Consider the following 14,296-nt stretch of genomic DNA (forward strand, 5'->3'; position numbering starts at 1 on the left):
GGCTCCATCACTACAATCACCACCGACCCCACACCGGAATCGGCGGATCAACCCCCGCAGAACGCGTCCACAACCTCACGGGGAACTACAGCTAGCCGCTCCGCCGCGCTGTCCAGCACCTCGAAGCGCTTGCAGAACGCGAATCGCACCAGCGAGCGGTAGGCGTCCGCGTCCTCGGTGCTGCAGAACGCCGAGACCGGCACCGCCACCACCCCGGCGAGACCGGGCAGCGCCCGGCAGAAGGCGACCCCGTCGTCCCAGCCGAGCGGAGCCGCGTCCGCGACGACGAAGTACGACCCCGCCGACGGCGACACCGTGAAGCCGGCCGCCGCGAGCCCGGCGGAGAGCACGTCGCGCTTGCGCTCCAGGGTCGCCGCGATGCCGGTGAAGAACGCGTCGGGCAGCCCGAGGCCGACGGCGACCGCGCCCTGGAACGGCGACCCGCTGACGTAGGTGAGGAACTGCTTCACCGCGAGCACCGCGGTGATCAGCGCGCGCGGCCCGGTGATCCAGCCGATCTTCCAGCCGGTGGTGCTGAAGGTCTTGCCCGCGGAGGAGACGGTGAGCGTGCGCTCCCGGGCGCCGGGCAGCGTCGCGATCGGCACGTGGCCGCCGTCGAAGCGCAGGTGCTCGTAGACCTCGTCGGTGACGATCAGCGCGTCGTGCCGGTGTGCGAGCCGCACGATCAGCTCCCGGGTCTCGGCGGGCAGCACCGAGCCGGTCGGGTTGTGCGGGTCGTTGACCAGGATGACCCGGGTCCGGTCGGTGACGGCGGCCGCCAGCTCCTCGTGGTCGACGCGGAGGTCCGTCCCCCGCAGCGGGACCGTGCGGTGTACGCCGCCGGCCAGGGCGATCAGCGCGCCGTAGGCGTCGTAGTGCGGAGTGAAGGTGACGACCTCGTCGCCGGGCTCGAGGAGCGCGAGCAGTGTCGCCGCCAGCGCCTCCGTGGCGCCGGTGGTGACCAGCACCTCTCCGTCCGGGTCGACGGCGAGGTCGTAGAACCGCCGCTGGTGCGCCGAGACGGCCTCGCGGAGCACCGGGAAGCCCGGCCCCGGCGGGTACTGGTTGAGGCCCGCGGAGATGGCCGCGCGCGCCGCCTCGAGCACCTCCTGCGGCCCGTCCTCGTCCGGGAAGCCCTGACCGAGGTTGATCGCCCCGGTCCGCGCGGCGAGGGCGCTCATCTCGCTGAAGACGGTGGCGGCGACCTCGCCGCTCGGGCCGAGAAGACCGGCGCCGGCGGCGGCGCGGGTCCAGGATCCGTGGATGCTCACCCCGCCAGTCTGGCGGCTGGGGCCCCGCGGGCGCACCGGCGGGCATTGGCGTGCCGCTCGCAGGCGCGTCATAAGGAACGCACAGGTTCCCTGGTCAAGCTATCCCCGCTTGGAAGGAGCACCACCCATGACCGAGAGTCACGACGGTCCTCGTCAGCCGGAGGATCCCCGCACGCCGGAGGATCGCCGCCACGAGGCGAACCAGCCCATCTCCGGCGAGCACACCCCCGGACAGCCCACGTACCCCTCGGGCACCGGAGTGCCGTCGTCGTCCACCGGGCCCACCGAGCCCCTCCCGTCCTACACGTCGAACTCGGCGGAGGGGAACCAGGCCCAGCCGGTCCCGCCGACCCCGCGCTACGGCCAGTTCGCCCCTCCCGCCGCGCACACCGTGCAGAGCACCGAGCAGCCGCCCATCGGCGAGCAGGGCTCGTTCGGCGGCGGCCAGCCTCCGGTCGCGCCCACCGCGACCAAGCGCCGCGCCGGTGTCGGCGTCGTCGCGGCCCTCGCCATCGGCGCGGTCGTCGGCGGAGTCGCCGGGGCCGGCGTCTTCGGCCTCTGGTCCGCCTCGAACGGAGCCGGCACCCGCGTCGTCTCCTCGAGCGGCTCGCAGACGATCACGGTGAACAACGCCGAGGACGCGACCACCGCGACCGCCGTCGCCGCGAAGGCCACCCCGAGCGTCGTCACGATCGCCGTCGCCGGCAGCTCCTCGTCCGGCACCGGCTCGGGCATCGTGCTCTCGAAGGACGGCTACGTCCTCACCAACACCCACGTCGTCACCCTCGACGGCCAGATCTCGGACGGCGCGGTCACCGTGACCACGCAGGACGGCCGCATCTTCACCGCGACCATCGTCGGCACCGACCCCACACTCGATCTCGCGGTGATCAAGCTGGCCGACGCGACCGACCTGGTCCCGATGACCTTCGCCGACTCGACCGAGGTCAACGTCGGCGACACCGCCGTCGCGATCGGCGCGCCGCTGGGCCTCTCCGGCACCGTCACCGACGGCATCGTGAGCGCGCTCAACCGGAGCATCCAGGTCGCCTCCTCCGCCGCCCCCGACGACTCGGGCGACAGCTCGAGCGGCAGCACCGAGAGCCCGTTCAACTTCGACATCCCCGGCCAGACCCAGCAGACGCCGGCCACGAGCACCATCTCGCTGCCCGTCATCCAGACGGACGCGGCGATCAACCCCGGCAACTCGGGCGGCGCGCTGCTCGACAGCGACGGCGAGCTGATCGGCGTCAACGTGGCGATCGCGAGCGCGGGGCAGTCCTCGAGCTCGAGCGGGCAGTCCGGCAACATCGGCGTCGGCTTCGCGATCCCGAGTGCCATCGCCGAGCGCGTCGCGAAGGAGATCATCGCGAACGGCTCCGCCACGCACGGCCTGCTCGGCGCGAGCGTCTCGGACTCCACCCAGGACGTCCTCGGCGCGAAGATCCAGGAGGTGACCAGCGGCGGTGCCGCGCAGGCCGCCGGCCTGGCCGCGGGCGACATCGTCACCGGAGTGGCCGGGACGCCGATCACGAGCGCCTCGGACCTCACCGCCCAGGTGCGCGCGCAGGCCGCGAACGCCGACGTGAAGCTGACCTACGTGCGCAGCGGCAAGACCTTCGAGGTCGACGTCACGCTCGGCACCATGGCCACCAGCTGACTTCTTCCGCAGTGAGCGGCAGCCCCCGGGGATCCGTCCCCGGGGGCTGCTCCGCGTCCGCGGGGCGGTGCGCGACCCGCTGGTAGTGTGGGGCGCCCGCGTCCGGCCAGGACGCCCGGCCCCGCCTCACGAACTGGACCCATGCAGCCCGAGACCCCGACGGACGACCTCCCCGATCTGCCCGGCGTCTCCTACGTGATGCCCGTGCTCAACGAGGTCACCCACGTGCGGGCGGCGGTCGACTCCCTGCTGGCTCAGGACTACACCGGGCCCTTCGACGTCGTCCTCGCGCTCGCGCCCAGCATCGACGGCACCGAGCGGCTCGTCGCCGAGCTCAGCGCGGCCGACGAGCGGATCCGCGTCGTGGCCAATGCCGTCGGCTCGACTCCCGCCGGGCTGAACGCCGCGATCCGCGCCTCGGGGCACCCCGTCGTCGTCCGCGTCGACGCGCACTCCGTCCTCCCGCCGGACTACGCGCGGATCGCCGTCGAGGCGCTGCAGCGCTCGGGCGCCGCGAACGTCGGCGGAGTGATGGCGGCCGAGGGGCTGACGCCGTTCCAGCGCGCCGTCGCCCGGGCGTACGGCTCGCGGATCGGCCTCGGCGGCACGCCGCACCACGTCGGCGGCGAGGAGGGCCCGGCCGACACCGTGTACCTCGGCGTCTTCCGCCGCTCCGCCCTCGAGCGCGCCGGGCTCTTCGACGAGCGCTTCAAGCGCGGCCAGGACTGGGAGCTCAACCGCCGGCTGCGCGAGGCGGGCGGCCTCGTCTGGTTCACCCCGCGGCTCACCGTCACCTACCGGCCCCGGCCGTCGATGCGGGCGCTGCTGCGGCAGTTCCTCTCCACCGGGATGTGGCGGGGCGAGCTGACGCGGCTGTTCCCGGCCTCGCGGTCCCTCCGCTACTTCGCACCCCCCGTCCTCGTGGCGCTGCTCGCCCTCGGCCTGCTCGCCGGGGTCGCCGGAGCGCTGCAGGCGCTGCTCGGCGCCGCGCCCTGGCTGCTGATCGGCCTCGTCGTCCCGGTCGGCTACGTCGCCCTCGTGGCGGCGGCCACGATCGCCGTCGCCCGCGTCGACGGACCGCGCGCCATGCTGTGGTTCCTCGTCGTGATCCCCGCCATCCACGTGGCCTGGGGCACCGGATTCGTGCTCGGCTTCGCGGGCCTCACCAGCAACATCGCGGCGCACCGCCACCACCCCGCGGCCGACTCCGCCGCCGACTCCGCGAGGGACGCATGACCAGGACCGCCAGACCGCGATCGATCGCCGAGCTCCGCGCGGTCGCCCAGCCGCCCGAGGTCCGCGGGCGGCGCAACGCCGAGCACTGGACGGCCTCGCTCTACCTGCGGCGCTTCTCGCCGTACCTGACCATGCAGCTGCTGCGCACCTCGATCTCGGCCAACGGCGTGACCGGGCTGATGATCCTCGTGGGCTGGAGCGCGGCCGCAGCGCTGCTGATCCCCGGGATCGCCGGCGCCGCCCTCGCGCTGATCCTCGGCCAGCTGCAGATGCTCGTCGACTGCTGCGACGGCGAGGTCGCGCGCTGGCGCCGCACCTCGTCGCCCGCCGGTGTCTTCCTCGACAAGGTCGGTCACTACACGACGGAGTCGCTGATCCCGATCGCGCTCGGACTGCGCGCCGCCGGTATCCCCTTCGACGCTCCGGAGGACTTCCTCTGGACCTCGATCGGCCTCGCGCTCGCGCTCGTGATCGTGCTGAACAAGGCGCTCAACGACATGGTGCACGTCGCCCGGGCGAACGCCGGACTGACGAAGCTCGCCGACACGAAGGGGGAGGCGACGCCGTCCTCCTCCGCTCTCGCGCGCCTGCGCCGTGCCGCGCGGTTCCTGCCGTTCCACCGGCTGTACCACTCGGTCGAGCTGACCATGCTGGCCTTCGCCGCGAGCCTGGTCGGGCTGGTCGTCGGCGCCGGAACGGCCGACCGGGTGCTGGTGTCGGCGCTGCTGCCGCTCGCGCTCCTCGCGCTCGTCGGCCACTTCGTCGCGATCATGGCGTCCAAGCGTGTCCGTTCCTGAGCCGGGCGGGCTGCCGCGCGTCGGCGTCGTCGTCCTGACCCAGGGCACGCGCCCCGACGACCTCGCGGCCGGGCTCGCGAGCGTCCTCGCTCAGGAGGGCGTCGAGCTCGACGTCGTCTGCGTCGGCAACGGCTGGACGCCCGAGGGACTGCCCGAGGGCGTCCGAGCGCTCGCTCTCCCGGAGAACCTCGGCATCCCGGCCGGTCGCAACGCCGGCGTGCCGGCCGTCGCGGGGGAGTACCTGTTCTTCCTCGACGACGACGCGCGCGTGCCGTCGCCGAGCTTCCTCCGCGACGCGATCGCGCTGCTCGCCTCGCCGCGCCGGATCGGCATGGTGCAACCGCGGGTCGACAGCATCGACGGCACGCCCGCGCCCCGGCGCTGGACCCCGCGCATCCTCAAGGGCGACCCGCGCCGCTCCGGACCCGTCTTCTCGGTCTGGGAGGGCGCGGTGGTGCTGCGCCGCGACGTCTTCGAGCGGACCGGCGGCTGGGCCGCTCCCTTCTTCTACGCGCACGAGGGCATCGAGCTGGCCTGGCGGGTCTGGGACACCGGGCGCAGCACCTGGTACGCGGGCGAGCTCGTCGCCCAGCACCCGGTGATCCAGCCGACCCGGCACGCCGACTACTACCGGCTGAACGCTCGCAACCGGGTGTGGCTCGCCCGCCGCTCGCTGCCGGCTCCGCTCGCGCTCGCCTACGTCGGCTCGTGGACCGTGATCCAGTGCCTGCGCTGGCGGAACGACCGTCCGGCGCTCCGGGCCTGGTTCGCCGGCTGGCGCGAGGGCTGGACCGCCGACCCCGGGGAGCGCCGCATTCTGGCAGGCCGGACGCTGCTGCGCATGACGGTCGCCGGGCGTCCCCCGATCGTCTAGCATCGGGGAATCCGCCCCCCGCCGGGCGGACGCCCCTCGGAAGGACGACGGTGTTCGATTCGACGCAACTCCCCTCGACAGCTCTGCCCGGTGCAGTGCTGGCCGAGCCGGTGCCCACCCCCGACGACCTGATCGCGGACGTGCGCTCCCGCGTGGACGCCCTCGGCGGACCGGTCGCCGATCCCGAGTTCCAGTCGCGCCTGGACGCCCGCCTCCCGCGGCTGGTCGACCTGCTCGCCGCGGTCTACGCGCATCGCGACGACCTCGTCGAGCAGATCGTCGCCCTGGTCGAGCTCGCCGCGACCTCCTGGCAGGAGCGCCCGGAGGATCTGCGCGCGCTCGATCGTGCCCGCGGGCAGCACCCGGACTGGTTCCTCTCCAACAAGGCCCTCGGCGGAGTCTGCTACGTCGACCGCTTCGCCGGCGACCTCGCGGGGCTGCGCGCCGAGATTCCCTACTTCCGCCAGATCGGGCTCAACTACCTGCACCTGATGCCGGTCTTCGACGCTCCGGAGGGGGAGTCGGACGGCGGCTACGCGGTGTCCAGCTACCGCCGCGTGCGCCCGGACCTCGGCGACATGGACGACCTGCGCCTGCTCGCGGCCGAGCTGCGCGAGCACGGCATCGCGCTGGTCGTCGACTTCGTCTTCAACCACACCTCGAACGAGCACGAGTGGGCGCGGAAGGCGCTCGCGGGCGAGCAGCGCTACGAGGACTACTACTGGATCTACCCCGACCGCGAGCAGCCGGACGCCTTCGAGCGCACCACCCGCGAGATCTTCCCCGACGACCACCCCGGCTCCTTCGTGCAGCTCGAGGACGGCCGCTGGGTGTGGGCGACCTTCCACCGCTACCAGTGGGACCTCAACTACTCGAACCCCGAGGTCTTCCGCGCGATGGCCGGCGAGATGCTCTTCCTCGCCAACCAGGGCGTCGACGCGCTGCGGATGGACGCGGTCGCCTTCATCTGGAAGGAGCTCGGCACCACCTGCGAGTCGCAGCCCGAGGCGCACGTGCTGCTGCGCGCGTTCAACGAGGTCTGCCGGCTCGCGGCGCCGTCGCTGCTGTTCAAGTCCGAGGCGATCGTGCACCCCGACGAGGTGATCGAGTACATCGACCTCGAGGAGTGCCAGCTCTCCTACAACCCGCTGCAGATGGCGCTGACCTGGGAGGCGCTCGCGACCCGCGACGTCCGGCTGCTCGCCCAGGCGCTCGAGCGGCGGCACGCGCTGCCGGCCGGAACGGCGTGGGTCAACTACGTCCGCGGGCACGACGACATCGGCTGGACCTTCGCCGACGAGGACGCCGCCGAGCTCGGCATCGACGCGGCCGGGCACCGGCGCTTCCTCAACGACTTCTACACCGACCGATTCGAGGGGACGTTCGCGCGCGGCGTGCCGTTCCAGGAGAACCCGCGCACGGGCGACCGGCGCGTGTCCGGGACGACGGCCTCGCTCGCGGGCGTCGAGGCGGGCGACCCCTACGGGATCGACCGGGTGCTGCTCGCGCACTCCATCGCCCTCAGCACCGGCGGTCTGCCGCTGCTCTACCTCGGCGACGAGGTGGGACAGCTGAACGACCACGGCTACCTGGACGACCCGAGCACCGCGGGCGACTCCCGCTGGGTGAACCGCCCGCGGCGGCCCGCGGAGCGCTACGCCGAGCGCGAGACCCCCGGCGCCGACGCGGCCGAGATCTTCGGCGGGCTCCTGCACCTGATCGCGATCCGCAAGCGGACGGACCTCTTCGCGGGCAACGCGCTCACGGTCTTCGACGCGGTCAACGACCACGTGCTCGGCTACCAGCGCCCCGGCGACGGCGAGGCCGTGCTCGTCCTGGCCAACGTCTCCGACGAGGCGCAGGAGGTCGCGCCGGAGCGCTTCGGCGGCTTCGCCCCCGAGGCGGTCGACCTTGTCACCGAGATCGCCGTCGACCTCCGCGAGGGCTTCCGCCTCGCCCCCCTGCAGTTCGTCTGGCTGCGCGTGACCCCGGCCCCTCACCTGCAGGTCGAGTAGCCCCGAAGGGGCCCATCACATGCTGGTCGAGTAGCCCCGGAGGGGCGTATCGAGACCCGGCGTCCCCCAGCACGCGGTGCCATCCATGCTGGTCGAGTAGCCCCGGAGGGGCGTATCGAGACCCACCGTCGCACGGACGCCGGTCTGCAGAGCCGACCTTCAGGCCGCGGTGGATCTCGATACGCCCGCTGCGCGGGCTACTCGATCAGCATGGTGGACACCGCTCCGGCTGCTCGATCAGCATGCTCAAACCCGGCTTGTACCCTGGTCCGATGACACCCGCACCCCGCGCCGTCCTCTCCCGCCTGCTCCGGGACGCGACGCTGGCGCGCGGAGTGGCCGGCGACCTGCTGACCGCGCGGCGGGCCCGCCGCGACGTCGCCCGCGAGCTCGCGGACCGCGCGCCGCTGACACCCGGCGTCTTCGAGATCGGCGTCTACTTCGCCGACGGCGACATCAACCTCTACCAGCTGCGCCAGTGGTACGCGCCGCTGCAGGAGCTAGCGAAGACCCATCCGGTCGTCCTCCTCTCCCGGAACGCCACCGCCACCCGGGCGCTGCTGCGCGAGAGCCCGATCCCGGTCGCGCACGTGCGCTCCGTCGCCGACCTCGAGACCGCCATCGACGAGCAGCCGCTGCGGATCGTCCTCTACGTCAACCAGAACGCGCGCAACTTCCAGATGATGCGCTACGGGCGCCGCTGGCACGTCTTCGTCAACCATGGCGAGAGCGACAAGATGTACATGACGACCAACCAGTTCAAGGCGTACGACTACAGCTTCATCGCCGGCGACGCCGCGCTCGCGCGCCTGCGCCGCGTGCTCTGGGACTTCGACTTCGACAAGCGCGCCCTCGCCATCGGCCGCCCGCAGGCCGACCACGTCTCCGGCCGCACCCCGTACCCCGCGGACGGGCGCCGCGTCGTCCTCTACGCGCCCACCTGGGAGGGCGACCGCCCCGCCGCCGGCTACGGCTCGATCCGCACCCACGGCGTCGCGCTCACCCGCGCCCTGGTGGCCGACCCCGGCTACCGCCTGGTCTACCGGCCGCACCCGCGCAGCGGCGCCGTGGACCCGGCCTACGGGGCGGCTGACCGCGAGATCGTCGCGCTGATCGCGGCGGCGAACGCGGCGGATCCGGCGGCCCGGCACGTGCACGACACCTCCGCCGAGCTCGGCTGGCAGCTCACCGCCGACATCGCGGTGCTGGACGTCTCGGCCATGGTCTACGACCGGCTCGCGACCGGCCGCCCGCTGCTGGTCACCCGGCCGATCAGCCCGGCGGCCGAGGTCGACGAGTCCGGCTACCTCGGCGATGCGGAGTGGCTGCGCGCCGAGGACGCCGCCGCGATCGTCGCCCGGCTCGAGAGCGTCGAGCACGACGAGGCGGCGGTCGAGCGCCTCGAGCGCTGGGTCGCCCACTACTTCGGCGACACGAGCCCCGGAGCCGCGACCGCCCGCTTCCACGCGGCGATCGAGCAGCTGCTCGCCGAGTGGGACCGGCACGCCGAGCTGCACCGCGACGACGCCGCCGTCGACGAGCACGATCCCGAGCACTGAGCGGGCCGCCGGCCGTGCGGCCGGCCACCCCTCCCGCGCGCGTCCGTCAAGCCTTCTCCCGCGGCGCGGGCGGCCGTCCGCGCCCCGCTACGCTCGACGCATGATCACCCCGCGCGCCTTCGCCCGCTCCCGCCGGCGTGCCGCCGCGCCGGCCCAGCCCGTCGTCGAACCCGACATCGTGGTGTCGAGCGACCCGGAGCGACCGCAGTTCACCATCCGCTCGTTCCGGATCGGCCTGTTCGGCGGTCTCGGCGTGCTCGTCGCCCTCGTGGTCGGCGGGCTCGTCGTCTCGCTGAGCACGGTGCTCACCTATGTCTTCGTCGCGCTGTTCTTCGCCCTCGGCCTCGACCCGCTCGTCTCCTGGCTGGAGAGCAAGAGGATCCCGCGCGCGCTGGCGATCACGATCGTGCTGGCCTCGGTGCTGCTGATCTTCGCCGGGCTGCTCCTCTACATCATCCCGATCCTGATCGAGCAGCTCACCATCTTCGTGACGAGCGCTCCCCGGATCGTCTCCGACATCGCCTCGCAGCCGTGGGTGCTCGACCTGGAGCGGCAGCTCAGCGGCGTCGTCGACGTCGACTCGCTCATCGGCAACGTGCAGAGCTTCATCGGCAACCCGAACAACCTGCTCTCGCTCGGCGGCGGCATCCTCGCGGTCGGCAGCGGCATCGCGAGCGGCGTGACCGGCGCGATCATCGTGCTGATCCTCACCCTCTACTTCCTCGCCTCGCTGCGCTCGATGAAGTCGGTCGCCTACCGCTTCGCGCCCGCCTCCCACCGCCCGAAGGCGCGCGAGGTCGGCGAGGAGATCACCGGCGCGGTGGGCCGCTACGTCGTGGGCCAGGTCTCGCTCGCGGCGGTCAACGGCGTGCTGACCTTCATCCTGCTGCTGATCATCGGCGGCCCGGTGCCGGCGCTGCTGGCCTGCGTGGCCTTCCTCGGCTCGCTGATCCCGCTCGTCGGTACGATCTCGGGCGCCGTCATCATCTCGCTCGCCTGCCTGCTCGCCTCGCCGGTGACAGCGCTCGTCGCGGCGATCTACTACCTCGTCTACATGCAGGTCGAGGCGTACGTCCTCAGCCCGCGGATCATGAACCGCGCCGTGTCCGTGCCCGGCGCCGTCGTCGTCATCGCGGCGGTCGCGGGCGGCACGCTCGCGGGTGTGCTGGGGGCCCTCGTGGCGATCCCCGTGGCGGCGTCGGTGATCATCGTGGTGCAGAAGGTCGTGTTCCCGAGGCAGGACACGAAGTAGGGTCCACTTCGGCGCGTCGCTTCGCGACGGTGCACGTGCGGCCGGGGCGGCGCGTCACTGCGTGACGGCGCGGGTGCGGTACCTCGCCACGGCTCCTTCCCGCGCGCCTGCGGCGCGCCCGCCAGACCCGAGCCAGGAGCCGCGACGAGGCACCGCACCCGCGCCTCGTGCTCGGCTGAGGGCTCCCGATGCTGGTCGAGCAGCCCCGGAGGGGCGTATCGAGACCCGCGGTCGTCAACCGGGAGGATCTGCAGACTCGTCTTCTGACTCGGGTGGATCTCGATACGCCCGCGGCGCGGGCTACTCGATCAGCATGACGGCGCCGCAGGCATGCTGGGCGAGTGGCCCCGCAGAGCCGCAACCATGCCGGTCGAGCAGCCCCGGAGGGGCGTATCGAGACCCGCCGTCCTCAGCGGGGCGGGTCTGCAGGCTCGTCCTCCCAGGACGGTGCGGGATCAGCGGAAGGGCGGCACCGTGCTGTCGACCGTGCTGGTGAAGGCGTTCACGGACGCGGGCAGCTCGGGAGCGGAGCCGGGGGCCGGCGCCGCGGGGAGGGTGCGGGTGACCAGGGGGACGGTGCCCGCCCAGACGCCGGGGGTCTGGGCGTCGTCGTCGGAGGGGCCGGCGGCGCGGATCTTGAGGCTCGCCTCGGCGAGGGGCAGGCGGAGGACGAGGGTGGCGGCGATCTCGCGGGCGGTGCTCGGGCGGGTCTCGGCGGGGCGGCCGGGCAGGAAGCGCTCGGTGAGCAGATCGAGGGCACGGGCCTTGCTGGGGCCTTCGACGGGCTCGGCTCGACCGAGGATCATCGCGGAGCGGTAGTTCATCGAGCTGTCGAAGGCGGAGCGGGCGACGACGAGGCCGTCGACGAGGGTCACGGCGACGGTGAGCAGCGAGCCGCGCGCGGCCTCGCGCAGGAGGCCGCCGCCGCTGGAGCCGTGCAGGAGGAGGTCGTCGCCGTCGCGGGCGAAGAGGATCGGCAGCACGATCGCGGCCCCCTCGCGAACGACGGCGACGTGCGCGATCAGCGCTTCGTCGAGCAGGGCGTCCAGGGCGCCGCGGTCGAGGACCTGGCGGTCGCGGAGCCGGGTGACGCGGGTGCGGTCGGTGGTGTCGAGGGTGTCCATGGTCCGAGGATCGCGTCTGCACTGGATCTGCGAGAATGCCAGGGAGCCACGGGTCGAGTGGTCCAGAACGGGGGAGTCCATGGCGTCCGGTGATCTCGAGGTGCCGCTGCTGCTGCGGGCGCCGGAGCGCGGAGCGGTCCGCTCCGGGCTGGCCGAGGCGCTGCGGGCGGCGGTGCTCGACGGGCGCTACGGGGCCGGCGACGCCATCCCGTCCAGCCGAGTGCTGGCGCAGCAGCTCGGGGTCTCGCGCGGGTCGGTCGTCGCCGCGGTGGACCAGCTGGTCGGCGAGGGCTACCTCGTGGCGCACCCGCGCGCAGCGGTGACGGTGGCAGCCGACGGGGTGGTCGTGCCGATCCGGTCCCGGGTCGAGCGGGCGGAGCCGGCGGTGATGCCGGCGACGGTCCGGCTGGATCTGCGGCCGGGGCGCCCGGACACGCGTGATCTCGACGGGCCGGAGTGGCGAGCCGCCTGGCGGCCGGCGCTCTCGGCTCCGCCCTCGGAGCTGCCGTCGGCAGTGGGGCACGCGGGTCTGCGGAGGCGGATCGCCGAGCAGCTGCGGCGCTCGCGCGGGATCGACGTCGAGGCGGAGGACGTCCTCGTGACGAGCGGGACCGCGGACGCCGTCGCTCTGCTGGTGCGGGCGGCCGCCGCCGCGCTCGGCCGTCCGGTGCGGGTCGCGGTCGAGGACCCGGGCTACCCGGCGGTGCGGCGGCGGCTGCGCGCGGAAGGCCACGAGGTCGTCGGGGTACCGGTCGACGCGGACGGCATCGACCTGGACGCGCTCGCGACGAGCGGCGCGGACGTCGTGGTCGTCACTCCGTCGCATCAGTATCCGACCGGAGGGCGCCTGGCGCTCGCGGCCCGGCTCGAGCTGGTGCGCCGCGCGGCGACGGAGCGGCTGCTGGTGATCGAGGACGACTACGACAGCGAGTTCCGCTACGTCGGCGCACCGCTGCCGGCGCTCGCGTCGCTCGACGGCGGCGGGGGAGTGGCGCACGTCGGCTCGTTCTCGAAGACCGTGTCGCCGTGGCTGCGGGTGGCGTACCTGGCGCTGCCGCCGTCGTCGTGGCTGCACGGGGCGGTGCGGGAGGTCGACGCCGAGCGCGACGCCTCCGTCTCGGGCCCGACGCAGGAGGCGCTCGCCGCCTTCATGGCGGGCGGCGGCTTCCGGCGGCACCTCACCCGCTCGCGGCGCCGCTACGCGCACCGTCGCGGGCTGGTCCGCGACTTCTCCGAGGCGATCGACTGGGGCTCGGCGCGCGGACTCGACGGCGGGCTGCACGTCGTGCTCGGGCTGCCCGCGCCGCTCACAGCGAGGGCGGTGGTGGCGGCGCTCACGGCGGAGGGGCTCCTCGTCGCTCCGCTCGACGACTACGCCCTGGCCGACCGCGCGGAGGAGGAGGCGCTGGTCCTCGGCTACGGCAGCGCGAGCGATCTCGAGCTGACCGCCGCGCTGAGCACGATCGACCGCACCGTCCGGGCACTGCTCGGCGGCGGTCCCGCCGTCCGTGGTATCCCTGGAGGATGACCGCCGACTCCGCCCTGCACATCACCGACGACGCCGACGCCGACGCGCTGCTCACCCGCGACCCGCTCGCCCTGCTGATCGGCATGCTGCTGGATCAGCAGGTGGCGATGGAGACGGCGTTCTCGGGGCCGCTGAAGCTCGAGCAGCGCCTGGCCGAGGAGGGGTCGTCCTTCGACGCGGCCGCGATCGCGGACTTCGACGAGGACCGGTTCTCGGAGCTGTCCCGGACGCCCCCGGCGATCCACCGCTACCCGGCGAACATGGCCGGCCGGGTGCAGACCCTCTGCCGCGCGATCGTCGACGACTGGGACGGCGACGCCTCGGCCATCTGGACCCGCGACGACCCCGACGGCCGCGAGGTGCTCGCTCGCCTCAAGGCACTGCCCGGATTCGGCGACCAGAAGGCCCGCATCTTCGTCGCCCTGCTCGGCAAGCGCCGCGGCTTCGAGGGCGCGGGCTGGCGCGAGGCCGCCGGCGCCTACGGCGAGGAGGACTCGTTCCGCTCGGTCGCCGACATCGTCTCGCCCGAGTCCCTCGCCAAGGTCCGCGCCACGAAGCAGGCGGCCAAGGCCGCCGCCAAGGCCAAGAAGTAGGACGCTCGCGCGGCTCGCACCTCATGCTGCGCGAAGCCGCTTCGCATCTCTGTGGTGTGAGGGAAAGGACGCGGCGGCGCCCCGTCATGCTGGTCGAGTAGCCCCGCAGGGGCGTATCGAGACCCACCATCACCAGCAGGACGGGTCTGCAGACTCGCCTTCCGACGACGGTGGATCTCGATACGCCCGCTGCGCGGGCTACTCGATCAGCATGGCTTTCCCCATACGAACCAGGTGATGTCTCCTCGGAGACCCGCGATCGCCTGGAGGCTGGATCTCGAAGCTTCTATTCGTCAAGGTCGGCAGAGGAGGGGGAAGAGTTCGCGGCAGAGGGCTCGTTTGAGGAGGCGGAGGATGTCTTTCTTGGTTTTGCCGTCGGCGAGGTGG

The 14,296-nt window shown here is 73.2% G+C and carries 10 protein-coding genes and 1 pseudogene; 9 read left to right on the forward strand and 2 right to left on the reverse strand.

What is annotated here, in order from left to right:
• Positions 1 to 83 precede the first annotated feature (83 nt).
• Positions 84 to 1,271: pseudogene (locus tag EDF45_RS20870) on the reverse strand (aminotransferase class I/II-fold pyridoxal phosphate-dependent enzyme); the annotation flags it as partial.
• A gap of 127 nt (positions 1,272 to 1,398) precedes the next feature.
• On the opposite strand from EDF45_RS20870, the gene EDF45_RS20875 reads away from it, so the two are divergent.
• The 7 genes from EDF45_RS20875 (at position 1,399) to EDF45_RS20905 (ending at position 10,664) form a co-directional block, all read left to right on the forward strand.
• Positions 1,399 to 2,931: a S1C family serine protease gene (locus EDF45_RS20875; protein ID WP_123737763.1), complete on the forward strand. Its 1,533-nt coding sequence runs from the start codon at positions 1,399 to 1,401 to the stop codon at positions 2,929 to 2,931.
• Positions 2,932 to 3,072: 141 nt separating this feature from the next.
• On the forward strand, positions 3,073 to 4,167 hold the full coding sequence (locus EDF45_RS20880; protein ID WP_123737764.1) for a glycosyltransferase family 2 protein: 1,095 nt from the start codon (positions 3,073 to 3,075) through the stop codon (positions 4,165 to 4,167).
• The gene (locus EDF45_RS20885; protein WP_123737765.1) at positions 4,164 to 4,964 is read left to right on the forward strand and encodes a CDP-alcohol phosphatidyltransferase family protein; all 801 of its coding nucleotides are present in this window, start codon (positions 4,164 to 4,166) and stop codon (positions 4,962 to 4,964) included. The genes EDF45_RS20880 and EDF45_RS20885 overlap by 4 nt, the downstream gene beginning before the upstream one ends.
• Entirely contained in the window at positions 4,951 to 5,838 is an 888-nt protein-coding gene (locus EDF45_RS20890) for a glycosyltransferase family 2 protein (protein WP_123737766.1), read from the forward strand. The genes EDF45_RS20885 and EDF45_RS20890 overlap by 14 nt, the downstream gene beginning before the upstream one ends.
• Positions 5,839 to 5,978: 140 nt before the next feature.
• The gene (locus tag EDF45_RS20895) at positions 5,979 to 7,853 is read left to right on the forward strand and encodes an amylosucrase (protein WP_260312346.1); all 1,875 of its coding nucleotides are present in this window, start codon (positions 5,979 to 5,981) and stop codon (positions 7,851 to 7,853) included.
• A 272-nt stretch (positions 7,854 to 8,125) separates the two neighbouring features.
• Positions 8,126 to 9,412, forward strand: coding sequence for a hypothetical protein (locus EDF45_RS20900; protein WP_243646348.1), 1,287 nt, complete (start codon positions 8,126 to 8,128; stop codon positions 9,410 to 9,412).
• A 100-nt stretch (positions 9,413 to 9,512) separates the two neighbouring features.
• Positions 9,513 to 10,664, forward strand: a complete 1,152-nt coding sequence (locus EDF45_RS20905; RefSeq protein WP_123705088.1) for an AI-2E family transporter — start codon at positions 9,513 to 9,515, stop codon at positions 10,662 to 10,664.
• Between the two features lie 455 nt (positions 10,665 to 11,119).
• Here EDF45_RS20905 and EDF45_RS20910 read toward each other — a convergent pair whose 3' ends face one another.
• Positions 11,120 to 11,788: a pyridoxamine 5'-phosphate oxidase family protein gene (locus EDF45_RS20910; protein WP_123737767.1), complete on the reverse strand. Its 669-nt coding sequence runs from the start codon at positions 11,786 to 11,788 to the stop codon at positions 11,120 to 11,122.
• A gap of 79 nt (positions 11,789 to 11,867) precedes the next feature.
• On the opposite strand from EDF45_RS20910, the gene EDF45_RS20915 reads away from it, so the two are divergent.
• Together EDF45_RS20915 and EDF45_RS20920 are read left to right on the forward strand one after the other, a co-directional pair.
• Positions 11,868 to 13,316, forward strand: coding sequence for a PLP-dependent aminotransferase family protein (locus EDF45_RS20915; protein WP_165909159.1), 1,449 nt, complete (start codon positions 11,868 to 11,870; stop codon positions 13,314 to 13,316).
• On the forward strand, positions 13,313 to 13,909 hold the full coding sequence (locus EDF45_RS20920; protein ID WP_123447563.1) for an HhH-GPD-type base excision DNA repair protein: 597 nt from the start codon (positions 13,313 to 13,315) through the stop codon (positions 13,907 to 13,909). The genes EDF45_RS20915 and EDF45_RS20920 overlap by 4 nt, the downstream gene beginning before the upstream one ends.
• Positions 13,910 to 14,296 lie beyond the last annotated feature (387 nt).

Source organism: Rathayibacter sp. PhB186 (assembly GCF_003751825.1).
Classification (GTDB): domain Bacteria; phylum Actinomycetota; class Actinomycetes; order Actinomycetales; family Microbacteriaceae; genus Rathayibacter; species Rathayibacter festucae.

Excerpts from the sequence above, each read along its gene's own strand:
- EDF45_RS20880 (WP_123737764.1), top strand. The coding sequence starts at position 3,073 with ATGCAGCCCGAGACCCCGACGGACGACCTCCCCGATCTGCCCGGCGTC.
- EDF45_RS20915 (WP_165909159.1), top strand. The coding sequence starts at position 11,868 with ATGGCGTCCGGTGATCTCGAGGTGCCGCTGCTGCTGCGGGCGCCGGAG.
- EDF45_RS20910 (WP_123737767.1), bottom strand. The coding sequence starts at position 11,788 with ATGGACACCCTCGACACCACCGACCGCACCCGCGTCACCCGGCTCCGC.
- EDF45_RS20900 (WP_243646348.1), top strand. The coding sequence starts at position 8,126 with ATGACACCCGCACCCCGCGCCGTCCTCTCCCGCCTGCTCCGGGACGCG.
- EDF45_RS20885 (WP_123737765.1), top strand. The coding sequence starts at position 4,164 with ATGACCAGGACCGCCAGACCGCGATCGATCGCCGAGCTCCGCGCGGTC.
- EDF45_RS20905 (WP_123705088.1), top strand. The coding sequence starts at position 9,513 with ATGATCACCCCGCGCGCCTTCGCCCGCTCCCGCCGGCGTGCCGCCGCG.
- EDF45_RS20875 (WP_123737763.1), top strand. The coding sequence starts at position 1,399 with ATGACCGAGAGTCACGACGGTCCTCGTCAGCCGGAGGATCCCCGCACG.
- EDF45_RS20920 (WP_123447563.1), top strand. The coding sequence starts at position 13,313 with ATGACCGCCGACTCCGCCCTGCACATCACCGACGACGCCGACGCCGAC.